24 protein-coding genes are annotated in these 23421 nt (G+C 45.2%); 13 read left to right on the top strand and 11 right to left on the bottom strand.

Annotated features, from left to right (window positions below; translation table 11 throughout):
- Positions 1 to 7 precede the first annotated feature (7 nt).
- Positions 8 to 1303, top strand: coding sequence for an enterobactin transporter EntS (entS, locus tag D104_RS32345; protein ID WP_024024811.1), 1296 nt, complete (start codon positions 8 to 10; stop codon positions 1301 to 1303).
- Positions 1304 to 1400: 97 nt separating this feature from the next.
- Here entS and D104_RS32340 read toward each other — a convergent pair whose 3' ends face one another.
- The 5 genes from D104_RS32340 to D104_RS32320 form a co-directional block, all read right to left on the bottom strand.
- Entirely contained in the window at positions 1401 to 2237 is an 837-nt protein-coding gene (locus D104_RS32340) for an ABC transporter ATP-binding protein (RefSeq protein ID WP_024024810.1), read from the bottom strand.
- Entirely contained in the window at positions 2234 to 3247 is a 1014-nt protein-coding gene (locus D104_RS32335; protein WP_024024809.1) for a FecCD family ABC transporter permease, read from the bottom strand. The genes D104_RS32340 and D104_RS32335 overlap by 4 nt, the downstream gene beginning before the upstream one ends.
- Positions 3244 to 4239: a Fe(3+)-siderophore ABC transporter permease gene (gene fepD, locus D104_RS32330; protein WP_024024808.1), complete on the bottom strand. Its 996-nt coding sequence runs from the start codon at positions 4237 to 4239 to the stop codon at positions 3244 to 3246. The genes D104_RS32335 and fepD overlap by 4 nt, the downstream gene beginning before the upstream one ends.
- Entirely contained in the window at positions 4229 to 5266 is a 1038-nt protein-coding gene (fepB, locus tag D104_RS32325; protein ID WP_024024807.1) for a Fe2+-enterobactin ABC transporter substrate-binding protein, read from the bottom strand. Before fepB ends, fepD begins: the two co-directional genes overlap by 11 nt.
- 107 nt (positions 5267 to 5373) lie before the next feature.
- Complete coding sequence (locus D104_RS32320; RefSeq protein ID WP_024024806.1) at positions 5374 to 6855, bottom strand: glycosyl hydrolase family 79 N-terminal domain-containing protein; 1482 nt, start codon at positions 6853 to 6855, stop codon at positions 5374 to 5376.
- A gap of 96 nt (positions 6856 to 6951) precedes the next feature.
- Between D104_RS32320 and D104_RS32315 the strand changes: the two genes are divergently transcribed.
- The gene (locus D104_RS32315; RefSeq protein ID WP_024024805.1) at positions 6952 to 7479 is read left to right on the top strand and encodes a lipocalin family protein; all 528 of its coding nucleotides are present in this window, start codon (positions 6952 to 6954) and stop codon (positions 7477 to 7479) included.
- Between the two features lie 36 nt (positions 7480 to 7515).
- Here the strand turns inward: D104_RS32315 and D104_RS32310 are convergent, their stop codons facing one another.
- Positions 7516 to 8052, bottom strand: coding sequence for a hypothetical protein (locus tag D104_RS32310; RefSeq protein WP_152531168.1), 537 nt, complete (start codon positions 8050 to 8052; stop codon positions 7516 to 7518).
- 302 nt (positions 8053 to 8354) lie between these two features.
- Between D104_RS32310 and D104_RS32305 the strand changes: the two genes are divergently transcribed.
- A complete protein-coding gene (locus D104_RS32305; RefSeq protein ID WP_024024803.1) occupies positions 8355 to 8564 on the top strand; it encodes a cold-shock protein in 210 nt (69 codons plus the stop codon).
- 66 nt (positions 8565 to 8630) lie between these two features.
- Here the strand turns inward: D104_RS32305 and D104_RS32300 are convergent, their stop codons facing one another.
- Positions 8631 to 9536 carry a DMT family transporter gene (locus D104_RS32300; RefSeq protein ID WP_024024802.1) on the bottom strand — a complete coding sequence of 302 codons (906 nt, stop codon included), beginning with the start codon at positions 9534 to 9536 and terminating at the stop codon, positions 8631 to 8633.
- 94 nt (positions 9537 to 9630) lie between these two features.
- Between D104_RS32300 and D104_RS32295 the strand changes: the two genes are divergently transcribed.
- A complete protein-coding gene (locus D104_RS32295) occupies positions 9631 to 10548 on the top strand; it encodes a LysR family transcriptional regulator (RefSeq protein ID WP_024024801.1) in 918 nt (305 codons plus the stop codon).
- A gap of 3 nt (positions 10549 to 10551) precedes the next feature.
- Here D104_RS32295 and map read toward each other — a convergent pair whose 3' ends face one another.
- The 4 genes from map to trpB all read right to left on the bottom strand — a co-directional run bounded on the left by map (position 10552) and on the right by trpB (position 13702).
- Positions 10552 to 11325, bottom strand: coding sequence for a type I methionyl aminopeptidase (gene map / locus D104_RS32290; protein ID WP_024024800.1), 774 nt, complete (start codon positions 11323 to 11325; stop codon positions 10552 to 10554).
- 1 nt (position 11326) lies between these two features.
- Complete coding sequence (locus D104_RS32285; RefSeq protein ID WP_024024799.1) at positions 11327 to 11533, bottom strand: ParD-like family protein; 207 nt, start codon at positions 11531 to 11533, stop codon at positions 11327 to 11329.
- A 91-nt stretch (positions 11534 to 11624) separates the two neighbouring features.
- The gene (gene trpA / locus D104_RS32280; RefSeq protein WP_024024798.1) at positions 11625 to 12443 is read right to left on the bottom strand and encodes a tryptophan synthase subunit alpha; all 819 of its coding nucleotides are present in this window, start codon (positions 12441 to 12443) and stop codon (positions 11625 to 11627) included.
- The gene (gene trpB, locus D104_RS32275; RefSeq protein ID WP_024024797.1) at positions 12440 to 13702 is read right to left on the bottom strand and encodes a tryptophan synthase subunit beta; all 1263 of its coding nucleotides are present in this window, start codon (positions 13700 to 13702) and stop codon (positions 12440 to 12442) included. The genes trpA and trpB overlap by 4 nt, the downstream gene beginning before the upstream one ends.
- A gap of 230 nt (positions 13703 to 13932) precedes the next feature.
- Here trpB and dctP point away from each other — a divergent pair, with 230 nt between their 5' ends.
- The 9 genes from dctP to D104_RS37245 all read left to right on the top strand — a co-directional run.
- Positions 13933 to 14934 carry a TRAP transporter substrate-binding protein DctP gene (gene dctP, locus D104_RS32270; protein ID WP_024024796.1) on the top strand — a complete coding sequence of 334 codons (1002 nt, stop codon included), beginning with the start codon at positions 13933 to 13935 and terminating at the stop codon, positions 14932 to 14934.
- 64 nt (positions 14935 to 14998) lie between these two features.
- A complete protein-coding gene (locus tag D104_RS32265; RefSeq protein WP_024024795.1) occupies positions 14999 to 15577 on the top strand; it encodes a TetR/AcrR family transcriptional regulator in 579 nt (192 codons plus the stop codon).
- A 67-nt stretch (positions 15578 to 15644) separates the two neighbouring features.
- Positions 15645 to 18119: an EcoAI/FtnUII family type I restriction enzme subunit R gene (gene hsdR, locus D104_RS32260; RefSeq protein WP_024024794.1), complete on the top strand. Its 2475-nt coding sequence runs from the start codon at positions 15645 to 15647 to the stop codon at positions 18117 to 18119.
- Between the two features lie 120 nt (positions 18120 to 18239).
- A complete protein-coding gene (locus D104_RS32255; RefSeq protein WP_024024793.1) occupies positions 18240 to 19745 on the top strand; it encodes an N-6 DNA methylase in 1506 nt (501 codons plus the stop codon).
- Entirely contained in the window at positions 19745 to 21472 is a 1728-nt protein-coding gene (locus D104_RS32250) for a restriction endonuclease subunit S (RefSeq protein WP_024024792.1), read from the top strand. The genes D104_RS32255 and D104_RS32250 overlap by 1 nt, the downstream gene beginning before the upstream one ends.
- A 15-nt stretch (positions 21473 to 21487) precedes the next feature.
- Positions 21488 to 22195, top strand: coding sequence for a DUF3800 domain-containing protein (locus tag D104_RS32245; protein WP_024024791.1), 708 nt, complete (start codon positions 21488 to 21490; stop codon positions 22193 to 22195).
- Complete coding sequence (locus D104_RS32240) at positions 22195 to 22677, top strand: hypothetical protein (protein ID WP_024024790.1); 483 nt, start codon at positions 22195 to 22197, stop codon at positions 22675 to 22677. The genes D104_RS32245 and D104_RS32240 overlap by 1 nt, the downstream gene beginning before the upstream one ends.
- Positions 22678 to 22940: 263 nt before the next feature.
- Positions 22941 to 23102, top strand: a complete 162-nt coding sequence (locus D104_RS37490) for a hypothetical protein (RefSeq protein WP_024024789.1) — start codon at positions 22941 to 22943, stop codon at positions 23100 to 23102.
- Between the two features lie 149 nt (positions 23103 to 23251).
- Positions 23252 to 23421, top strand: a 170-nt coding sequence (locus D104_RS37245; RefSeq protein WP_031215209.1) for a transposase, incomplete at its 3' end; no start/stop codon positions are given.

Here is a 23421-nt window from a genome sequence, read left to right as displayed (position 1 = left end):
AGTCGTTATGTCAAAATCAAATATTATGTTGGATTTTAGTTTGCTAAAAACCAATGCCAATTTCCGCGCTATTTTCATTGCTCGTTTGATGTCTGTGTTGGGCATTGGCATGCTCAATGTTGCGGTGCCTGTACAAATTTATGAGTTAACGGGGTCCAGTTTACAAGTCGGTTTTGCGGTGGCGTTAGATGGAATAGGCATGTTTATCGGTCTTATGTTGGGCGGTGTTCTAGCGGACCGAATGGATCGTAAGTGGCTGATTTTATTCTCCCGTTCAATTTGTGGGGTTGGTTTTGTCTTGCTTGCGGCGAATGCGTATTTGTCTGAACCAAGCCTTTGGGCTGTGTATGCTATTTCACTTTGGGATGGCTTTTTTAGTGCGATTGGTATGACGGCATTGATGGCATCGATTCCGCATTTGGTGGGGCGTGAAAACCTCCCGACGGCGGGGGCATTGAGCATGTTGATTGTTCGGATTGGTTCGGTTATTTCGCCCGCCGTGGCGGGGGTTGTGATCGTGTCGTTTGGGGTAACATGGAACTACACTTTAGCGGCGATTGGCACCTTCTGTACCTTGATTACCTTGGTCACTTTGCCGAATATGAAGCCGCAAAAAAGTGGGCCTGAAGAGCATCCGATCAGATCGTTACTGGATGGTTTTAGTTTTGTGTTCACCCATAAAATTATTCGAGCGGTCGTGGCGTTGGGAACATTGGAAGCGATAACCAAATCCATTCGTATTTTATTTCCTGCTCTGGCGGCAACGGCATTTGGTGGTGGCGCGTTTGAAGTTGGCCTTATGTACGCCGCGGTACCGGTTGGATCGACGTTAGGTGCGCTAACCAGTGGTTGGGTTCGTCATGCAAAACGACCGGGTGTGGTGATGCTGGTGACGGCGTTCTTATCATTTTTATGCGTTGCTGCGTTAGGGTTTATGGGGCATTTGGTGGTGATGTTGTTTGCGCTGGCGGTATTTGGCTATCTTGGTTCTATTGGCGGTTTGCTGCAATATACGATTGTTCAAGGTCACACACCAGATCATATGTTGGGTCGAATTGGCAGCTTCTGGACAGCGCAAGATGTGGTTGGTGATTCTGCGGGTGCGCTCGGTATTGGTGTTATTGTGAAAGTGTTATCGCCTGTTATGGGGTTGGTCGCGCTTGGCTTAGGCTGCGCGGCGGCGACCGTGTTCTTAAGTGCAGGTGTTCGTTCATTAAGGGATGTCAGCTTGATTGATACGACGCTTTTCCCTGCCGAAGAAGCGGCTGAAGAAACCGTCCAAACAAAAGAAGCGACGGTGTAATCACACTTTCATTGACGAGATCAAATAAATGGCGATGTCGTGTGACATCGCCATTTTTCGTTGGCCTGATTCGTTGAGTTTGTTTTATTGAGTTTGATTATGGAACGTGTCGACCTTTTGGAATGATCAATGGCGTGCCAGAAATAGGGTCGTCCAAAATAATACAAGGTAAGCCAAACACTTCTTCTATGAGCGTTTCCGTCACAATGTCTTTTGGTGCTCCAGTGGCAATGATTTGGCCGGCTTTCATCGCAATAAGGTTGTCCGCGTAACGGCAAGCGTGATTAAGGTCGTGCAGAACGGCGACTAACGTGTGGCCTTGAAGTCGATTTAAATCCTGAAACAAATCCATGAGCTCAATCTGATGAGCAATGTCCAAATACGTGGTCGGTTCATCGAGCAAGAGTAATGGGGTTTCTTGCGCCAATGCCATGGCGACCCATACACGCTGGCGTTGTCCGCCGGACAATTGGTCAACATTATGCTGCGCAAACTCCGTGATGCTGGTGGCTTTCATGGCGGCGTCAACGGCGTTTTGATCTTCTTCACGCCAAGGTTGAAACCACTTTTGGTGAGGGAAGCGACCACGAGCAATTAAATCGACGACTTTTATGCCATCGGGCGCAATGGCACTTTGCGGCAATAAGCCTAATATTTTGGCGACGTCTCGTGTTGCCAGTGAATGAATGTCTTGGCCGTTCAGTAGCACTTGGCCCGATTTTGGTTCAAGCAATCGACTCATGGCGCGCAATAATGTGGATTTGCCACAGCCATTCGGGCCGACAATGACGCTAAATTTTCCCTCAGGAATATGAACAGACAAGTCTTGCGTGATGACATTCTGGTCGTAGCATAACGTAATCGATTCTGTTGCGAGTGATATTTCTGTAAGGGATAACCCCGTTGCAAGCGGTTTTGCTGATGGCGCTGTCATAACTTTCCTTCACGAGTAATCAAGTAGACCAAGTAAATACCGCCCAAACTGATCGTGACCAGACCGACAGGCAGGGTGGAGCCTTCCCAACCGTGTTGCGCAATAAAATCGGCACACAATAACAACAACGCGCCCACATACGCAGACGAACCCAGCGACACGCTGGCACGGTTTTCCAATCGACGGGCAATTTGTGGTGCGGCCAATGAAATAAAGGCGATTGGGCCGGTTATTGCAGTGGCGATGGCGGTGAGTGAGACACCAACAAACATGAGAATAAGGCGTGTTTTATTGACCGAAACACCCAACGCAGCGGCGGTATCGTCGCCCATTTCAAGCAGTTTCATTCGCGTATTGAGTAAAAATGCGCACACCATGAAGGCCGAAATAAGCGCGGCAGCGGGTAGCACACGAGCCCATGTCATACCGTTTAATGACCCCGCGCTCCAGAGTGCGGCGGTCATGGCGGTTTCCAGTGATACGGTGAGTGATAACCATTGGTTAAACGCGGTTAGCGTTGCACTAATGGCAATGCCCACGATGATCAAGCGAAAGCCAGAATGACCGTCTCGATAAGCAAACAAATACACGAGCAGCGCCGAAAAGAGCCCTCCAAGAATGGCACCTAACACACTCATCCAATACAGGTTTCCAAAAAAAGCGATGGAGATCAAAACACCCGTAAAAGCACCGACGTTAAAGCCAGTAATGTCTGGGCTACCAAGCGGATTGCGAACGAGGGACTGAAACACCGCGCCGCTGACGCCTAACGCGGCACCAATCACCAAGGCAGAAAACAATCGCGAGGCTCGCCATTGCCAAACTACAATGGACTGATAATGACTGGCTTTTCCGATGATTAATTGCCAGACATCGTTCAGATTGTTGGCAATGTGTTCGCCAAGAAAAAGCGTGGCAAATATCAGTAGTATCGTCAGAAAAAAAACAATGAGTCGTGATGGCTTGAAGCCAAAAAATGAGCGGGCTAGGTTACTTTGAGAGTGTTTCATAGTCCGTTGGCTCCTTTTCTGCGCACCAAATAGATCAAAATAGGCGCGCCAATAAAGGCGGTCACAATTGACACTCTCAGTTCCCCCGCAATTAATACGCGGCCAATAATGTCGGCGATCAGTAACAAGGTCGGCGTCAAAATAAAACTAAAAGGGATGATCCAGCGCTGATCTGGCCCAACCATCCAACGGGCAATGTGCGGCATCATTAAACTCACAAAACCAATGGGGCCGGCCGCAGCGGTGGCGGCACCACAAAGAAGGGTAATTGAGATCAAACCTATTAATTGAACACGAGCGGGATTGCTTCCCAGTGCGGCCGCGAGAGAGTCGCCCAAACTAAACGCATTGAGCGCAGGAGAAATGATGACCGCTAAAAAACAACCCAATATAACGACGGGTGCAATAAACAATGGCACGGATAAGGTTCGTACATCCAAACTGCCAACGGCCCAAAATCGAATTTGATCAAATGCATTAGGATTGAATAAAGTCAGACTGGAACTGAACCCAGCAAACGCCGCGCCGATGGCGACACCAGCCAAGGTTAACTTTAAAGGGTCGGCTTTTCCGGCGCCCATGCTGCCAACAAAATACACTAAAACGCTGGCCAACAACGCGCCAATGGCGGAATAGAAAAAGAACTCGGTTAACTGGGTTGCGCCTAAAAACACAATCGCAATGGCAATGGCCAAACTCGCGCCTAGGTTCACGCCAAGTATGCCAGGATCCGCCAGCGGGTTTCGAGTAATGGCTTGAATCAGTGCGCCAGACGTTCCTAGCGCCATACCGACAAACAATCCATTTAGTGTTCTTGGTAATCGGCCTTCTAGAATGATGGTTTCAGCAAGGCCGTGTTCCTTGCCAAGCAGCACACTCCAAAGCACGTCGATGGACAGTGGTTTTGCGCCAATGCTTAAGCTCGCCACCATGATGATCAGTAACAGCGTGATTGAACCTAATAACCAGCCATAGCGGACGCTATTCGACATGTTTTTTGTTTCCAAATAACGTGTTTAAGCGTGTGAGTAAATGACTGGCGCTGTAATAATCCAAGCGAAAGGTGTCATCGCCAACAGCGTAAACCTGATTGTTTTTTATCGCACTGGTTGTTTGTAAATAATGATTGTCTTTTAGTGCATTTTCTCTGTCTCGTGACGCGGCAAAGAGCAAGACAGAATGGCCAGTGACCGCATCGGGAAAACGTTCTCCAGTGGCAATCACAATGTCATTGCGCAATCCCATACTAATATTGCCTTTAATGTCTTCTGGAATAATCGCTAGGGTGAAACCAAGTTCTTCGAGTAGTCGACCTTGGGCGGATTCGGATGTCCAAATGTTCGCCCCCGTATCGTCTTGGTAATAGACCATGGCGGTAGTGGGCTGAGGTGGCAACGTGATGGTATCTTTGGTGAGGCTGAGCTGTTTTTCAAAGTCTTGAACAATGTGATTGGCTTGCGTTTCTAGGCCAAGTAGATCACCAAAAATCTGTGCTAATTGCATCCAGCTTTTGTCGTCATAGCCGATGACAAGCGTGGGCGCGATGTCTTTTAGTTGGTCATACAGTTTCATGACAGAATCCCCGCCAGTGGCGGAAATAATAATGAGATCTGGGTTGGCTTTGATAATGGCTTCAGCATTTGGCTCGGTTTGATACAGAGACACCACGCCGCGTTCTTCTGCGATGTCTGACCATTGGCGCATAAAGCCTTGTTCTGACGCGACACTGGTATTGGCCATGGTGGCGCCAGATGCAACAAGCGGTGCGTTGATCGCTAACAATGTGCCCGACAAGGTGACACTGGTTGAAACAATTCTAGTTGGCTCATGTTCCAGTGTTAATAGGCCTTCGCGCGTCATAATGCTTCTTGGCCAGCCGGAATCATTTTTTTCGACTTGGTCGATGGTTAAGGTATTTTGAACGGGCGACGCAGAAGGGGATTGATCACAACTAGCAAGAATGAGGCTGAACAAAAGCAATGTGAAAACTCGTCTGAAATGCGTAATGCGGCGAACCATGTCTGAAATCCTGTAGACCAATATGAACGCGCTATTATATCGATGAGAACGGTAATTTCATACTATTGATAATCATTTTCATTGTCTTTTGTCTAGGTTGTTTACATTCACACCGTGAAGCACCAGAAATTTATACTGTAGGGGCTGACGAGGTTGAGCTTGGACAGTTTGGGAAAGTCTTTTAGCCTGACGTCGCCTTTCTTGAATTTTGGCTTAATGCCATTAATGCGGATTTTCTTAGAGGTGAGCGAATCGGCGGTGATTTCAAAACGTTTTTTCTTAGAGCCAAAGCCATGACAATGCATGATTTTTGGCTTGGGCGACATGTTAATAATGAGCAGGGTGCATTTGCCTTCTTTTTTGGCGCTATGGCAGTAGACCTGAACGAACGGGTCGTTGCTTTGTACAGAAAAAACACACTCTCCCATGAGTTTCCCCCATAACCAGCTGACCCAATAATCTGGATTGGGTTTCAAACTTTGTCGATGAATAAGCGCGTAGTCGCCACCAATCAAGCTTTGTCTCACCATGACTTTTTGGCCAATTTTGGCGCCTCGTCCGAGTTGATCTGCCCACCAAAAGCAGGATACAAAACGGTCGGATAATTTGGCTTGCCCGCCACATTGGGCTGAGCCTGTTTCGCCTGTCCAGAGTTGCGCATTTGGCTGGTAGTCGTTGCGCCATTTTTCGAGTTGCATTGAGTACTTTTCAAAATCTTTGAACGAGTTCGGAGAGAGGATGTTTTCAATCGTGGCCGCACGGGTTCTGACCGGTGAGCGACTGCTTTGAAAGGGATAATAATGCCAATCCACAATGTCGATTTTCTCTTCTAAGTTGGCCAAAAAAATGGATGAAATATTGCTAAGTGGTTTGATGGCTTCGCCAATTCGTGGCCAAAAAGCACTGCCCGGACCGGCGATTCTACTGGTCGGGCTGTGTTGTCGGATGCAGCGGATAAAGGTGTCATAGTCTTTGGCGAGATTTTTTGCGCTGGGTTGCGAAGTGAAGCCGTGAAACGCCCAATAAGCGTTGAGTTCATTGCCAAGTTCGATAATGTCGATGCGCTGGCCATGTGCATCGCAGTATTTGAGTAGCGCTTCCACCTCGTGAGCTTGCCAAATGCCGTGTTGTCCTCGCTCAAATAAGCCGTACTTCATCGTAAACATAAGCGACAAATCGAGACGCTGGCAAAAATTGTGCAGGTTATTCCACATGCCTTGTGTCAGCGTCAGGACGTCTGAAGGCGTGGTTGAAGGAGGATTAAGGCTGGTGAAATAATGGATTTTGTCGGCTTCAGACCCACCAACTCGCACGTAAGCTGGGCCCAGTGCTCTGATTAGCAAATCCAGTTTGGGTTGATTCAAATCCAATGGTTCAACACGCTCGGTTCCTAGACCTCGTTGTGTGCCTTTACTGCCTTCCCACCAATAACCGCCAGCCAATACAGAGATGTCGATGGAAAAAGAAAGAAATCTAGGGTCAACTTTTGTTATTGGCGTCATACTGTTTAGTGTGACGGACACCGTTTTGTTCTGCTTTCTTAGGTTTCTTTCATGACGCCATGGGTGTACTAATCTATTACTAAACAAAGTTTGCGTTCCCAGATAAACGATCTTAATAGACTGCAATAGGAGTGTGACAGTTGTGTTAAGTGGTAAAACGAATCGAACATTGAGGAGAACGGTATGAAATACCTCGTTTGGATTATGTCGATACTCTTAGTGGGTTGTACCAGCGCCCCTAAAAACATTAATCCCGTCACACAATTTCAATTAGAACGCTATTTAGGCACATGGTATGAAATCGCGCGGCAAGATCATGCGTTTGAAGAAGGTTTGTCGAATGTGACAGCAACCTATTCGATGCGTGACGATGGCGGTGTCGCGGTAATCAACAGTGGGTATTCAGCGGACGATAAAGAATGGCGCGAGGCCAAAGGGCGCGCTTATTTTGTAAACTCATCGGATGTTGGGCATTTGAAAGTGTCGTTTTTTGGCCCATTTTATGGCGCGTATGTCATTTTTGAATTGGACAAAGAGAACTATCAATACGCCATGGTTTCAGGGCCGAATCGAGACTTCTTCTGGCTGCTTTCACGAACACCGACCATGCCAAGTAATGTGAAAAAACGCTTGTTAGCGGAAGCGGAGCGGTTAGGGTTTGAAATGGACAAACTGGTCATTGTTGTGCAAGACGGCATGGCAGCGAAATAGCCGTTCATCTAAATACTGGTCGATCAAAACCGCCGATTAGAAAAGAGAACAGGTGACAGATTGTCTTGCCGCGTCACTTGAACAGACGGCAGCATACGCATTGGGGTCTTGCAGCAAGGCGTAATGCGTGTCGGAGTCTCGGCATAACGCGATAAAGGTGTCATGTCGTTGTTTGAAGTTTGCTTTTGTTATTTCAACATCGTTGCTTGAACCGTCAGGATGATAAAGTCCTTCTGGCGCGTCCGCTTTTGCATTCTCAATACGATAGGTTAGTTCGTTATAGCGCAGGCGAACTTGATGGCAATAGGCGCTGTTTGGTGTGGTTTGAGTGCATTCTGTCATCGATGTCTCTAATTGTGCTTTGGCGGTTTTGTAGTGTTTTATGGTCTGCCATGCCTGATTGGATTCGATTTGAGCGTCGTTAGTGCGTCGCGATAAATTCTCTAGTTTGATCTTGGCTTGGTTGAGCCTATTTTCTTTTACTAAACACGCTTTCCCGTAGGTGATTAGATCATTGGCATACGCCAAGCTGATGGTGCTGCTGACAAATAGTAAAAAAACATATCGAATCATCAATGTAACCATAGTACATTTTCACCTAGTCGTGTTTGGATACTCGTGAGACTGGAAAGGGCGATTTCAGTAAGGGAAAGTGAACGGATAAGGCGTCTTTTAATCACTAACTCAAATAAAACTATCTATCCAGTTGATATGTCTATAATATGCGAGCTTCAAGCCAGAAAGAAGTCTCTAATTAAAAACTCTGCTATACGTTGCTTTATTCATAAATCGTCGTTCTGAAGTTTCTAAGTGCCAGTCTATTTTTTTTGCAATTCCAGCCTATTAAAGGCTAGTTAAAATCTAGGTGATTATTTATGTCTAATACAGTTAAAGGTACAGTTAAGTGGTTCAACGAAACTAAAGGTTTCGGTTTCATCGAACAAGAGAATGGTCCAGACGTTTTCGCACATTTCAGCGCGATCGTAAGCGATGGATTCAAAACTTTGGCTGAAGGCCAACAAGTTGAGTTCGTTGTTACTGCAGGCCAAAAAGGCCCACAAGCAGAAAACATCAAAGCTATCTAATTCGTTAGATACTAAGAATTTTAAAAAAGGGTAAGTTCTTTGGAACTTACCCTTTTTTTGTGTTTCTTATCTTCTCGACATAGAAGCTATTAACGTCGCCACCAAAATACAACCCCCACCCATCAATTGCACTTCGCTCAATGACTCGCCCAACCAATAAAAAGCAAATAGCGCGCCGAAGGCGGGTTCTGACCCAGTAAGTAAAGCAACGCGCGATGGCGTTGTGTGTTTAACGCCATAGTTTTGCGCGAAGAGTGCAAAGACAGTACAAAAAAGAGCAAGATAAAACGCCGCCAGCCAGAAAGACGATTCCGTTGGAAACAATTCGGTTACCTGAATGTCACCCGCGAAGAAAATAACCAAGGCACCCAGCGTGACCACATTAGCTTGCAGGCTGGTCGTGCTCAACGGCGACAGACGCTTGCCATCCAATAACACCTTCGTCGTGACGACCATGCAAGCGCGTAAAAATGCGGCCAACAAAATGAAATAATCGCCAATATTAAAGACCATCCAGCCAATGTTTTTCTGTGTCAGTAACAGCACGCCGACCACTGACAATAATGCGCACCCTAATATGTTTTTGCTCGGCCATCGTTTTGCTGTGATCGCTTCTACAAAAGGTGTCATTAAGACACAAAGGCTGATCAGGAATGCCGCTTTAGATGCGGTTGTGTGGAAAACGCCATAGGTCTCAGCGAGAAAAATGCAGAGTAAAATAGCGCCAGTTGGCAGGGCGTACTTCCAGTCTTTAGTCTGTCCTTTGCGTGTTTCTCGCCAATATAAAGGCATTAATAAAAGTGATGTTAAGCCGAACCGAATCACAATAAAGGCGAGGACGGAGGTATATACCAACGCTTCTTTTGTGATGCCATAACTGGTTCCCCAAAAAAAGGCGGTTAAAAGCAACGATATTTCGGCGACAGGAAGTCGGTTGAAAAGAGTTGGGTTGTTAAATGTTTGTGCTTTCATGTGTTCTCGCAGGTGTTTGGGTGGAATAAAAAGCTAGGTTAACTGATGCGTTGATGTATGATAATTGCTTCATAAATCAAAATACTTATGACCCATGAACACAAATGAATTGATCGCTTTATTGCCCGACATGGCGGCCTTTGTCGCTGTGGTGGAAACAGGAAGTTTTACAAAAGCCGCCAAAAGGCTCGGTGTAACACCATCTGGTGTCAGTCGACAGGTGTCGAGAATTGAGAGCGCGTTATCGGCGGTGTTAATCGAGCGCACGACACGACGCCAAACCACAACCTTGGTCGGAGTCGCGGTTTACGAGCAATGTCGCCAAATGCTAGACAGCGCGAAAGAAGCTGTCGTCGCGTCTGAAAGTGAGGCAACAGAAGCAAAAGGGCGCTTGCGGATTGCGGCACCAGACGCATTTGCTAAACAGGTTTTAGAGCCTTTGTTACTGGAATTTATGGCCTTGTATCCTGCTGTGTCGTTGCAAGTCCAAGTAACCGACTTGCGAGTCGATCCGGCTTATCAGAATGTCGATGTGGTGTTTTATGTGGCGGATAAGCCGCATGAACATTTAGTCTGTAAAACTCTGGGAAAGGTTCGCTCCATACTCTGCGCCAGCCCCGAATATGTGGCGGAACATGGCACACCGAATTCGCCAGAAGACTTGTTGGATCATCTTTGTTTGCCGCTCGGTTTTTTTGATGGCGACAACATTTGGTCCTTTACGCAAGGTGAGCGTAAGTCGGTGATCACAGTTGATGGTCGTTATATTAATAACGATGCTGAAATGCGCTTAAGAGGGGTGAGGCAAGGGTTTGGTATCGCCCCTTTTCCCGACTTCGTGGTACGAGAATCGTTAGAGAAAGGGGACGTGGTTCAAGTATTAAATGATTGGCAGCTTAACAGCGATTTTCAGGGCGGTATTCACATGCAGTTTCTGGCAATGCGCTTTATGCCCAATAAAATGCGCGTATTTATTGATTTTATGGAAAGTCGCTGGGCTGCGGTGGTGTAAGCATTAGTTTGTTGTTTCTTCCTCCCTGAGTGTTAGTACTTCGTAACCTGTTTTTGTGACCAAAATCGTGTGTTCCCATTGAGCCGAGAGTTTTTTGTCAGCGGTGACAACGGTCCAGCCGTCTTTCTTTGTTTTGGTCTTGGCTTTGCCTTGGTTGATCATTGGCTCAATGGTAAACGTCATACCTTCTTTCAAAACAAGTCCCGTTCCTGCTTTGCCATAATGCAACACTTGAGGCTCTTCGTGCATTTCTCGACCTATGCCGTGGCCACAATATTCTTTTACGACGGAATAGCCTTTGCCCTCGGCGAGCGTTTGAATGGCGGCGCCAATGTCGCCTAATGTTGCGCCTGGTTTTACTTTCTTTATGCCTGCCCACATGGCTTCATAAGTGGTTTTCACTAAGCGTTTGGCGATGGGGTTGGCGGCGCTCATAACATACATTTTGCTTGAATCGGCAATAAAGCCATTTTTCTCAAGCGTGATGTCCAGGTTAATAATGTCTTTTGCTTTGAGTCTTTGGTTGTCACTTGGAACGCCGTGGCAGACGACTTCGTTTATAGATGAGTTTAGGGAAAATCCATAATCGTATTGCCCTAGGCTTGCAGGTCTTGCGTTCAGTTCATGGCGAATGAAGTCTTCAACTTTGTCGTTGATTTCTAAAGTCGATACGCCTTCTTTTACGAAGCCGTCTAACATGTGAAAGACCTCGGCTAGCAGCTTCCCTGATGTGCGCATTAATTCTATTTCATCTGCGCTTTTAATCTGTACTTGCATGCTATTTCACGACCTTTAATGGTTCTTCGTGGTTCGCATTGGCCAGTTCTTGTGCGATTAGTTCGGGAAAGGTGAGGTTAGGATGGAGTTCCGCCAAGCGTCCCATCTTCATCCAGAATTCGGCTTGAGCGTTGATAGAGCGAGACATAACGTGACAGCTTTTGCGAATGTCGTCGTGAAGGTCGTCGGAAATTTTGATAATACCCATGATATATGATCCGTATATGAAATATATACGAATCATATATTCAGTACTGCGGTGTTTCAAGCCATATTTACTGTGGATTTTGATAATGAACTTAGTGAAATAAGTCTTTGATCAGTTTAATGCCTTCTTCTTGTCCGCCTTTGTTGTACGCATCCAATAGTGCAGAACCAAGAATGGCGATGTCGGCTTTGCCAATTAATTGTTCGATTTGCGCTCGTTCTCGTAAACCGAACCCGACGCCCATTGGTGCGCTGGCGTGTTGCTTTATTTGTGCCAAATAATCATCCAGTGACGTCTGTTTGGCTTTGCTTTCATGGCTTTTGTTTTCATGGACAGAATGCCCCGTTACGCCAGAGCGAGCCACACAATACAGGAAGCCGCTGGCTTGGCTTGCTAACATGGCCAATCGTTCTGGCGGTGTGACGGGAGTGACCAACCATACTGGATCAATGTTATGGGCTTTACACGCCGCTTGGTAGGTTGCCGCTTGTTCAATGGGTAGATCCGGTAGGATCAAGCCTAGAATATTTTCTTCGGCCGCGCGTTTGGCCAGTTTGTCTAATCCAAAACGATACATAGGATTGAGATAACTCATCAATACGATGCGGCTTTCAGGAAAGCCTTTCGCTAGTTTGCCTAATTGAGATAAGCAGGTTTCCACGTCCAGCTTTTGCTCTAATGCTTTATGACACGCCGCGACAATACTTGGGCCATCGGCCACAGGGTCAGAAAAAGGAAATTGCACTTCGATGAAATCCACGCCTTCTTGCATTAAGCGTTTCATCCAATCCAGACTGTCTTGAACCGTTGGGTAGCCATAAACCACGTGCGTCATAGACAAAATTGGCTTTTGTTGACGCTTCACTTTAACACTCTTTTTTTCTTCAATAAAAGCGGCTAACTGGCTCATGCGTTTTGCTCCTGATGATCTGCGTGGCTGGTTGAGTAAGCCGCAAGGTAATCGGTTAAGAACTGAGGAAAGGTTTCGTCTTGCACGGCTTTCGCGACGTTGAAGATGTCTTTGTCGCCACGGCCAGAAAGGTTGATCACAATCTTCGAATCTTTGGGTAAATTCGGAGCGTCTTTAAACGCGCCTGCCAACGCATGAGACGATTCTAACGCGGGAATAATGCCTTCTTTTTTCAGCAATAACGTACACGCAGCAATCACCTCATCGTCCATCGCATAGGTCATTTTAATGCGACCGGTTTCGGCAAGGTGCGCAATGATGGGCGAAACGCCAACGTAGTCCAAACCAGCAGCGATAGAGTGTGTTTCTTGCAATTGACCGGCTTGGTCTTGCAAGAACATGGTCGCAAAACCTTGTGCAATGCCTGGTTGGCCGAGGTTATGAGATAGGCGGATAGAGTGCTCGCCAAGCTCTAAACCTTTGCCGCCGGCTTCTACGCCCACCATTTCCACTTCTTTGTCATCTAGGAAAGGTAGGAACAAGCCGCAAGCGTTCGAGCCACCGCCAACACAAGCGTATAAACGATCTGGAAACTGACCAAATTGCGCCACACTTTGCTCGCGTACTTCGTCACCAATAACAGACTGGAAAAACGCCACCATTTCAGGAAACGGTGCGCAGCCACAAGATGTACCAATCAAATAATGGCTGTCTTCGTGGCTGGAAGACCAGTCGCGCAAGGCTTCGTCTAATGCATCGCGTAGGGTTTGTGCACCAGTCGTGACTGGGACAACCGTTGCGCCTAACTGCTTCATCCAAAATACATTGGGGTATTGGCGTTCTATGTCTTTCGCGCCCATGTAAATGGTACATTCTAGGCCTAAACGCGCGGCAACAAGTGCTGTAGCGATGCCGTGTTGTCCGGCACCTGTTTCTGCAATCACACGTTTTTTACCCATGCGTTTGACCAATAAGCCTTGGCCAATCACGTTGTTCATCTTGTGCGCGCCACTGTGGTTTAAGTCTTCACGTTTTAGGTAAATCTGTGCGCCACCAAAGTGTTCCGTTAGGTTTGCACAATAGGTTAGCGGCGTAGGGCGGCCAGAAAATTGCTGCCATTGTTTGTGTAGCTCAGCGAGAAAGGTTGGGTCATTTTTGGCTTCTTCGAACGCATGTAAAATTTGCTGTTGGCTCGAATAAAGAATTTCAGGAATGTAACTGCCACCGTATTGCCCGTAGAAACCGTTCTCGCTTTGCATGATGTTGTACCTCTTGGATAAATATTTAATTTATTAACTAAACGGTATAGTTAATTTAATCGTGTTTTTGTATCTCGTCAAGTGTTTGATTTTTTTAGTGGTCAGTTCGGATGGAATATCTGCGAATCGCCAAGCCGGCACTGGTATTGTCAGCGTGCTGATTTCCATGCATTTAATTCAAGTTAATGGTATTTTGGCTACCACTTACAGTGGAATGAATTAGGCATTTTATGGTTAACAATCTTTTATCGACTTCTGTTTCTTTGGTTTGCATGACATTTTTTTCATCTGTTGCACTTTCCCAAGATTGGGTGATGCCGACGCCTTTTAGTGATCGAAATCAGCCAACTCAAATTGCCTATGACTTTGCAGAAGACGTGCAGTTACGAACTAATGGTGACATCAATATCGTAGTGAAACCAAATGGAAAGGCTTTGCCTCATCTCGCGATTCCGGGGGCGGTAATGTCTGGAAAAGTGGTGATTGGCGAGTTTCTATTGGGGTTGTTGGATAAGAAAAATTCTATCTTTCAGCACGATATGATTCCGTTCCTTGCGAATAATTATGATGATGCTCAATTGTTATGGCAGGCCTCTAAGGCGGACACACAAAAACAATTGCACAAGCTGGGTCTGCACTATTTATATGTTGTGCCATGGACGCCTTACAGTGCGTTTTCGACACGGAAAATTGAAACAATAGAAGACTTTAACGGGTTATCCATTCGTGCGTTTAACCAAACGGTGACAACTTTGATCCAGAGTCTTGGAGCAAATCCCGTTCAAGTGCCACTGAAGGAAGTAAAATCGGCGTTTGAACAAGGTAAGTTAGACGGACGCTTTGCTTCTTTGTCAGTAGGTGAGGACACTCAAATATGGACATACGCCCCGTATATGAATGATTTACGAGTGTGGATTCCCAAAGAAATCGTGGTGATGAACAAAAGCGTTTTCGACAAATTAGATGCTAAAACCAAAGTCGCCATTGAAAAGGCGGCCCTAAAAGCAGAGCGAAATGGCTGGATACAAACCAAAGAGCGTGTTGAAACAGATCTAGCGTCATTAAAAGACGGCGGTATTATTTATAGCACACCATCCAAAGCGTTATTGCGAGAGCTGGAGCAGATTAATCAACGAATGACGCAAGAATGGATTAAGCAAGATCCAAAGCAAAATGGTGGTATTTACCGTGCGTACCGAGAAGCTCAACGCCGATCCAAAGGCATCAAATGAGCGTTGTAGTTGCGTGCAAGCGCGCGGATTAATGAAATACGACAAGTAAGTTATTGAGAAGTTTATGGCAAGAGGAAGACCGAGTAAGAAGGCGCATATTGTCGAAGTGGCGTGTGAGCTTTTTACCAAACAGGGTTATCAAAGTACCAGTATTGATCAGGTTGTGTCGGCCGCAGCGGTGTCTAAACCGACGGTGTACAGCAATTTTCCAACTAAGTTGGTGTTGTGGGAAACGGCGTTGTCTTCTTTAACCGAAAGGGCGCAAGAGGAAATGAACAGCGTGTCGTCGCAACTGAACTTGGCGAAAGAATCGAATTTTATCCCCGGATGGATTGCGCTTTGGTCTGCTTGGGTTGGAAAAACAGAACGGCTGGCGAGTTATCGTATTTTGATGGGCGAGCAGCATAAAATGGCGCCGTCTACGTTTGCTTTGTTTGTCGAGTTTGAAGCCGTTCTTGAATCGGCATTGAGCGAGTGGATTACTGAATTTCCTGTATCGCCAATGACTTTCTTTGCGTTAAAAGCCATAAGTAAAGAAGCGTTGTTAATGCCTGCCTTGTTGAATCAAACCATGATGGAAAAAGGTGAGTTAGGACATCAGCTTACTAATTTGATGGCCAGTGTCTCGCCCTCAAACTGCTAAATACTCGGCTTTAGAAGAAAACTTCGATATATTAAACACTTAAACGGATTTGCAGTGGATGTGCGATATGGCCTCAGGCATTAACAAAGCAAAATTAACAGAAACCGACATCATCACTAAGTTTATTCTGCCCGCTGTAAAAAACGTTGGTTGGGATGATATGACGCAGATACGTCAAGAGGTAAAACTCAAAGAGGGTATGGTCATTGTTCGCGGCCAGATGGCGGCGCGTAAGAGAGTGAAGTCGGCAGACATCGTTCTGTATCATAAGCCAAGTATGCCGCTCGCGGTCATTGAAGCGAAAGCCAACAAGCACGAAGTCGGCAAAGGCATGCAGCAAGCCTTAGGTTACGCTAGTCTGCTTGAAGTACCTTTTGTGTTTGCTTCCAATGGCGATGGTTTTATTTTTCATGATAAAACCAACCTTGCTCAATTAGAAACCGAAATTCGCCTTGAAGATTTCCCTACGCCACAGCAACTCTGGGAAAAATACTGCCAATGGAAAGGTTACAAAACCGAAAACCTTCCTGTTATCGCACAAGATTATCATGATGATGGCACAGGCAAAGCGCCGCGTTATTATCAGCTGCAAGCCATTAATAAAACGGTCGAAGCCATTGCCGAAGGGCAAAATCGATTATTGTTAGTGATGGCAACCGGAACAGGCAAAACCTATACGGCATTTCAAATTATCTGGCGCTTGTGGAAAGCAAGAGCCAAGAAGCGCATTCTCTTTTTAGCCGACCGCAATATATTGGTAGACCAAACCCGAATTAATGATTTTCAGCCTTTTGGCACAGCCATGACGAAAATCACTGGCCGCAAAGTCGATCCTGCATATGAAATTCACCTTGCCTTATATCAAGCCTTAACTGGACCAGAAGAAGATCAAAAAGCCTACAAACAAGTCGATCCTGATTTCTTCGATCTGATTATTATCGACGAGTGTCATCGTGGCAGCGCATCGGAAGAGAGCGCTTGGCGAGAAATCCTTGAATACTTTAACTCTGCGACTCAAGTGGGTTTGACCGCCACGCCAAAAGAAACCGATGAAGTCTCTAACATCGAATATTTTGGCGACCCTATTTACACCTATTCGTTAAAGCAAGGTATTGAGGATGGTTTCTTAGCGCCTTACAAAGTAGTTCGTGTCGACATTGATATCGATGTACAAGGTTGGCGACCTTACAAAGAGCAAATAGATAAAAAAGGCAATGTGATAGAGGATCGAATCTATAACCAAAAAGACATGGATCGAACGTTAGTCATCGATGAGCGCACCCAATTGGTGGCGCAAACCGTGACCAATTACCTAACGCGCATTGGTTCAATGTCGAAGACCATCATATTTTGTAACGATATTGATCACGCCGAGCGTATGCGTCGAGCTTTGGCGAATCTTAACCCAGAGCAGATGGCGAAAAATGATAAGTACGTAATGCGAATTACGGGCGATGAGGATTTGGGCAAAGGCCAGCTGGATAATTTTATTAACTCGAAAAAAGCCTACCCAGTCATAGCGGTTACCTCGGAGTTAATGACCACAGGTGTGGATGCCAAAACTTGTAAGCTGGTGGTATTGGATCAATCCATTCAGTCCATGACCAAGTTCAAGCAAATCATTGGCCGTGGCACTCGTATCGATGAAAAATATGGCAAACTCTGGTTTACTATTATGGACTTTAAAAAGGCTACCGAATTGTTTGCCGACGAGCGATTCGATGGCGAGCCCGTGCAAATCAAGCAAACACATACCAGTGATTATGAGACAGAAGAAGCGCTAGACGATATCGTCGATGGCTTGGATGACATTGAAAATCCTTTTGGCGAAGAAGATATAGATCCTGATTCCATCCAAGAGCCAGAAGCGCCATACGAGACGTCTAACTCAACCATGAGTGATGACTTTGGTTCCTTTGATAACAGTGACGACAGCACAGATTGGAACGACGAAGACAAAGTCCGCAAGTTCTATGTGAATGGCGTCAAGGTGAAAGCCATCGCTGAGCGTATTCAATATTACGATACAGACGGCAAGCTGGTGACTGAGTCGTTCAAAGATTACACCCGCAAAACCATGGCGAAACAATTTGCCTCCCTCGATGAGTTTACCAAAAAATGGCAAGACTCAGAACGTAAGCAAGTCATCATCGATGAATTGGCAGAGCAGGGCATTATTTGGGAAGCGTTAGAAGAGGAAGTCGGAAAAGGACTAGATCCATTCGATCTGATCTGTCATGTGGTTTATGATATGCCGCCGCTGACGCGACGCGAACGTGCCGACAATGTGAAAAAGCGCAATTACTTTGTTAAATACGGCGAAACGGCTCAGCAAGTGCTGAGTCAGTTGTTAGACAAATACGCCGACATTGGCGTACAAGAAATCGAAAACATTCAAGTGCTCAAAGTGACGCCATTTGACCAAATTGGTCGCCCGAATGAAATTGTGAAAAAAGGCTTTGGTGGCAAACCACAATATGACGAAGCGATCAGAGAGCTTGAAAGTGAGATTTACCAATCAGACGAACCAAAATCGGCTTAGACGTTCATTCCTATCTAACGTGGCTCGATTTGCATTACATAATTAACAACATCCTATTCCTCGCGCGCTAACCGTTCAGCGCCCGTACTTTTTACGAAAAGTTTTATTAAGAGAAAACCCATGTCTATCAGTTCTGCAATAAAATCCATTCAAGACATCATGCGCAAAGACGCCGGTGTCGATGGCGATGCTCAGCGCCTTGGTCAAATGTCTTGGTTGCTGTTTCTTAAAGTATTCGATGCTCAAGAGGAAGAGCTCGCGTTTGAACTGGAAGGCGCTTACAAAGCACCGATTCCTGAAGAGTATTTATGGCACAACTGGGCGGCGGACCCCGAAGGCATAACGGGCGACGAGTTACTCGATTTTGTTAACGACGATTTATTCTACGATTTGAAAAACCTCACCGCGCCAATCGATCTAAACCCACGTGGTTTTGTGGTGAAAGAAGCCTTTAGCGATGCTTTCAACTACATGAAGAACGGCACGCTGCTGCGCCAAGTGATAAACAAGCTAAACGAAATCGATTTTACCGATTCCAAAGAACGTCATCTATTTGGCGATATTTACGAGCAAATTCTGCGCGATTTACAAAGTGCCGGTAACGCAGGGGAATTCTATACGCCTCGTGCTGTTACGCGCTTTATTGTTGATCGTCTTGATCCAAAGCTGGGCGAAACCATCATGGACCCAGCTACGGGAACGGGTGGCTTTTTGGCCTGTTCTTTCGATCATGTGAAAGAACGTTACGTGCACACCACAGATGATCATCAAACCCTGCAAAAGCAAATTCACGGTGTTGAGAAAAAACAGCTGCCGCATTTGTTGTGTATCACCAATATGATGTTGCATGGCATCGAAGTCCCCGTGCAAATTCGCCATGGCAATACCTTGAATAAACCACTATCGAACTGGGACAGCAACATCGATGTGATTGCTACCAACCCTCCGTTCGGTGGCACAGAAGAAGACGGCATCGAAAAGAACTTTCCGGCGGACATGCAAACCCGCGAGACAGCGGATTTATTTCTACAATTGATTATCGAGGTGCTTTCAAAGCCAACCGATAGCAAGAACGGCGGTAGAGCGGGCGTGGTCTTGCCCGATGGTACTTTATTTGGCGAAGGCGTAAAAACCAAAATCAAAAAAATGCTCACCGAAGAATGTAACCTGCACACTATCGTGCGTTTACCGAATGGCGTGTTTAACCCTTACACTGGCATTAAAACCAATATCCTGTTTTTCACCAAAGGGCAGCCGACGAAAGACGTGTGGTTTTATGAGCATCCGTATCCAGATGGTGTGAAAAACTACAACAAAACCAAGCCAATGAAGTTTGAAGAATTTCAAACCGAAATCGACTGGTGGGGCGACGAAGCGGACGGCTTTGCCAGCCGAGTCGAAACCAACAACGCTTGGAAAGTCTCTATCGACGAGATCATCACGCGTAATTTCAATTTAGATATTAAAAACCCTTATCAAGAAGCGCTAGAAAGCCACGATCCAGAAGAATTACTGGTCACTTATCAAGCGCAACAAGACGACATCGCTGCGTTACGTAATCAGCTAAAAGGCATACTCGGCGCGGCGTTAAGCTCGTCTGGCTCTAGTGCGGGTGGAGAGAAGTAATGTCGGTGGAATCTCAAACAACAAACTCTAGCCCTATAGAAAATCTGATCACCGAGCACATCGACATCTGGAGCAGCGCCATTAAACGCAAATCCAGCTCTGGTCGTGGCTCAAGCAAAAAAATAGAACTCTACGGCATCAAGAAACTGCGTGAGCTGATTCTGGAGCTTGCCGTGCGTGGCAAGCTGGTGGCGCAGGACGCTAGTGACGAACCTGCGTCTGCTTTGCTAGAACGCATCGCCCATGAAAAAGCCCAGCTAGTCAAAGAAGGCAAAATCAAAAAGCAAAAACCGCTGCCTGATATTAGCGAAGACGAAAAACCGTTTGAACTGCCTGAAGGATGGAGCTATGTCAGATTACAAGACATTATTCATATATCATCAGGAAAAAACCTTACCTCAAAGGTAATGAATCAAAATGGTTCTGTTCCTGTTTTTGGAGGTAATGGAATTACTGGTTACCATGATAAGAGTAATGTTTCAAAACGAACTCTCGTTATTGGTCGAGTTGGTTTTTATTGCGGATCTATCCATATTACACCTAGGTTAGCATGGGTGACAGATAATGCTTTTATTACTAATTTTAATAGTGGATGCATTTATATTGACTTTTTATCATGGCTTTTAAAATCAGCTAACTTAAATGAAAATGATAGCGCAACTGCGCAACCTGTTATTTCTGGTCGAAAAATTTATCCAATAATTGTAGCTCTACCACCAATAGATGAACAACATCGCATCGTCGCTAAAGTCGATGAGTTGATGGCGTTGTGTGATCAACTCGAAGCGCAAACTGAATCCAGCCTTGATGCTAACCAAACCTTAGTGACTGTCTTACTAGACACTTTAGTGAATAGCCAGAATGTCGAAGAATTGGCAGAAAACTGGACGCGCATCAGCGGCCACTTCGACACCTTATTTACCACAGAACACAGCATCGACCAGCTAAAACAAACCATTTTACAATTGGCCGTCATGGGCAAGCTTGTCGAGCAAAACCCCAACGACGAACCTGCGTGTGTTCTACTCGAACGTATCGCCGCCGAAAAAGCCGACCTGATCAAACAAGGCAAAATCAAAAAACAAAAGCCACTGCCAGACATCACCGGTGAAGAAAAACCGTTCGACCTGCCGGAAGGGTGGGATGTCACTAGATTAGATGATATTTGTTTTGGCGTAACGTCAGGTTCAACCCCTCCTAAAGATAAGTTTGATGACAAGAAAGGTGTGCCATACCTTAAAGTTTATAATATTAAAGAACAGAAAATTGCATTCGATTACCGTCCTCAATTTATTGATATAGAACACCATAGGAAAAAACTTACTAGATCAATTTTATACCCAGGCGATGTGGTTATGAATATAGTTGGGCCGCCATTAGGTAAAATTGCGATTATTCCAGACAGTTTTCCAGAGTGGAACTGTAACCAAGCAATAGTTTTTTTTAGACCTATAGAAAAGATTCTGAATAACTATATATACACATATTTGAAGTCGGCTCGGTTTTTAGATGATATTGAACTAATTGGAACTGCAGGGCAGGACAATATATCAATAACTAAAAGTAGAAGCATCATACTTCCCATGCCTCCGCTAAAAGAACAACACCGCATCGTTGCCAAAGTCGATGAGTTAATGGCTATCTGCGACCAGCTGAAAGCCCAACTCAGCGAAGCGCAAACTACGCAACTGAACCTTGCGGATGCCCTAGTCGAGCAAGCTTTGTAACCAAGGAGGGTTTCTATGAGCGAACTTTATAATGTGTATTGTGATGAATCTTGCCACTTAGAAAACGATGGCATTAACGTGATGACGTTGGGGGCGCTTTGGTGTCCTGTGGCCAAGCGGGCTGAAATTTCCAAACGGCTTCGAGAAATCAAGGTAAAACATGGACTGTCAGCAGATTTTGAAATCAAATGGACGAAGGTAAGCAAAGGGCGGCTGGACTTTTATCTCGATGTCATTGATTACTTTTTTGATGACGATGATTGTCATTTTAGAGGTTTGGTCGTACCTGATAAAACAGTGCTTAATCATCATGACTTTGGTCAAACTCATGATGATTGGTACTACAAAATGTACTTTGTTATGTTGAAAAGTATCTTTGACCCAGAATCAAAATATCGTGTCTACATTGATATTAAAGACACATTGGGTCATGAAAAAATCACCAAGTTGCACGATGTCGTTTGCAATAGTCATTATGATTTTTCGCAACATATGATAGAAAAAATGCAGCGCATTCATTCACATGAAGCGGAACAGCTTCAAGTGGCCGATCTGTTGATAGGTGCATTAGCGTATTTGCATCGAGGTCTCACCACGAATCAAGCGAAGCTTGATTTAATATCAAGAATTAAAGAGCGCAGTGGTTATCAATTAACGCGCAATACTTTGATTAGAGAAAGTAAGTTTAATCTTTTAATTTGGAATGGACAGGGAGATTCCTAATGACATCGGCATGGCTGCCAAGTTTGGTGTTATTTAATGATTACGACGGAGATTGGAATCGTTATTTAAATGCTATCTATGCTTATTTTGAAGCAGATTTTGTCTTATCAAAGCCGACCTTTCGTGGCGTTAGACTAGGGTTAAAGCGATATCCTGAATACGATGGAAAGTCTGCTACTTTTTGGCATATGACCAGTACAGGGGATGATGAAAACGAGCGTACGCCTGATTTTCGTCGTTGTGAGCGTATTCGTTGGCCAAAGCCAATTATTGAAAACGATCAACATTTATCTTTAAAAATGTGGGCTGAACCTAAAGGTAGAAATAAGCGCATTCATATTTGGTATGAGCAAGAAGGGTATTTAGTTGTGCTAGATGATAGAGGTGACTATATCTTGCCTTGGACTGCATTTTACGTTGAGCGTGAACATGAAAGAAGAAAATACAATAAACGTTGGGAACGAAATAAAGATAATGTATAGGAAATAACTAAGAAAAGCTGACCTCGCCCTCTTGCGAGGACGGTGTCGTAACTCCTTCTACACATGGTAGATGAGATGCGCGAATCTTAGCTACATGAGTCAATATTTGCAAGTAATTCGTTTTAAGTTGCTCGTTCTAAGCAGAGGAGTGCTGTATTTCTTCATGACTAACTTTATGCATTACTAGCGATATTTTGCACAAAAAGTACAATCGTGAGCAATTAAAAGCTATTGTAGGTTTACGGTAGTTAAGGAGATACGAAATGCTAATTCCTAAAAAAGAAAAAGTGAAACCGACGCCTTTTTCTGTCTTTTTTCGACATGCTAAGTCTGCTGAAAAACGCCAGTTTTTTGATAGAATCGCAAGAGAAGCGATTAAAGAGCAGCAAAAAATGCTTGAAAAAGCGAAGAGCATGCCACAATAAAACACTGTATTGTTTATACCAGAGCCGCTTCATAGCGGCTTTTTAGTCTGTAAAATCGGTTACGCTAAGTCTATTTGGTTTCACTGGTGTGGACCCACTTTCGTAGACATCTCATAGCTATATAATAATAGGTAAAAATGAGGTGAATTATGAGTGGGAAACGTTATACCGAAGAGTTCAAAATTGAAGCCGTTAAACAAGTAACAGAGCGTGGTTATAAGATTGCTGAAGTGGCTGAGCGACTTGGCGTTAGTTACAAAAGTATTCATGATTGGATTGCTCGATACTGCAAACCTGAAGCAAGTCGAAAAGCGGAAGA

Origin of the sequence: Marinomonas profundimaris (assembly GCF_000508165.1) — a bacterium.
GTDB classification, from domain to species: domain Bacteria; phylum Pseudomonadota; class Gammaproteobacteria; order Pseudomonadales; family Marinomonadaceae; genus Marinomonas; species Marinomonas profundimaris.
Note: the sequence above shows the minus strand (reverse complement) of the source record. Positions and strands in the feature narration are given on the sequence as shown.

Excerpts from the sequence above, each read along its gene's own strand:
- dctP (WP_024024796.1), top strand. The coding sequence starts at position 13,933 with ATGGTTAACAATCTTTTATCGACTTCTGTTTCTTTGGTTTGCATGACA.
- D104_RS32265 (WP_024024795.1), top strand. The coding sequence starts at position 14,999 with ATGGCAAGAGGAAGACCGAGTAAGAAGGCGCATATTGTCGAAGTGGCG.
- D104_RS37490 (WP_024024789.1), top strand. The coding sequence starts at position 22,941 with ATGCTAATTCCTAAAAAAGAAAAAGTGAAACCGACGCCTTTTTCTGTC.
- trpB (WP_024024797.1), bottom strand. The coding sequence starts at position 13,702 with ATGCAAAGCGAGAACGGTTTCTACGGGCAATACGGTGGCAGTTACATT.
- trpA (WP_024024798.1), bottom strand. The coding sequence starts at position 12,443 with ATGAGCCAGTTAGCCGCTTTTATTGAAGAAAAAAAGAGTGTTAAAGTG.
- D104_RS32240 (WP_024024790.1), top strand. The coding sequence starts at position 22,195 with ATGACATCGGCATGGCTGCCAAGTTTGGTGTTATTTAATGATTACGAC.
- D104_RS32315 (WP_024024805.1), top strand. The coding sequence starts at position 6,952 with ATGAAATACCTCGTTTGGATTATGTCGATACTCTTAGTGGGTTGTACC.
- fepB (WP_024024807.1), bottom strand. The coding sequence starts at position 5,266 with ATGGTTCGCCGCATTACGCATTTCAGACGAGTTTTCACATTGCTTTTG.
- D104_RS32250 (WP_024024792.1), top strand. The coding sequence starts at position 19,745 with ATGTCGGTGGAATCTCAAACAACAAACTCTAGCCCTATAGAAAATCTG.
- D104_RS32285 (WP_024024799.1), bottom strand. The coding sequence starts at position 11,533 with ATGGGTATTATCAAAATTTCCGACGACCTTCACGACGACATTCGCAAA.
- hsdR (WP_024024794.1), top strand. The coding sequence starts at position 15,645 with ATGGCCTCAGGCATTAACAAAGCAAAATTAACAGAAACCGACATCATC.
- D104_RS32255 (WP_024024793.1), top strand. The coding sequence starts at position 18,240 with ATGTCTATCAGTTCTGCAATAAAATCCATTCAAGACATCATGCGCAAA.
- D104_RS32310 (WP_152531168.1), bottom strand. The coding sequence starts at position 8,052 with ATGATTCGATATGTTTTTTTACTATTTGTCAGCAGCACCATCAGCTTG.
- D104_RS32305 (WP_024024803.1), top strand. The coding sequence starts at position 8,355 with ATGTCTAATACAGTTAAAGGTACAGTTAAGTGGTTCAACGAAACTAAA.
- D104_RS32295 (WP_024024801.1), top strand. The coding sequence starts at position 9,631 with ATGAACACAAATGAATTGATCGCTTTATTGCCCGACATGGCGGCCTTT.
- D104_RS32245 (WP_024024791.1), top strand. The coding sequence starts at position 21,488 with ATGAGCGAACTTTATAATGTGTATTGTGATGAATCTTGCCACTTAGAA.
- fepD (WP_024024808.1), bottom strand. The coding sequence starts at position 4,239 with ATGTCGAATAGCGTCCGCTATGGCTGGTTATTAGGTTCAATCACGCTG.
- map (WP_024024800.1), bottom strand. The coding sequence starts at position 11,325 with ATGCAAGTACAGATTAAAAGCGCAGATGAAATAGAATTAATGCGCACA.
- entS (WP_024024811.1), top strand. The coding sequence starts at position 8 with ATGTCAAAATCAAATATTATGTTGGATTTTAGTTTGCTAAAAACCAAT.
- D104_RS32335 (WP_024024809.1), bottom strand. The coding sequence starts at position 3,247 with ATGAAACACTCTCAAAGTAACCTAGCCCGCTCATTTTTTGGCTTCAAG.
- D104_RS32340 (WP_024024810.1), bottom strand. The coding sequence starts at position 2,237 with ATGACAGCGCCATCAGCAAAACCGCTTGCAACGGGGTTATCCCTTACA.
- D104_RS32300 (WP_024024802.1), bottom strand. The coding sequence starts at position 9,536 with ATGAAAGCACAAACATTTAACAACCCAACTCTTTTCAACCGACTTCCT.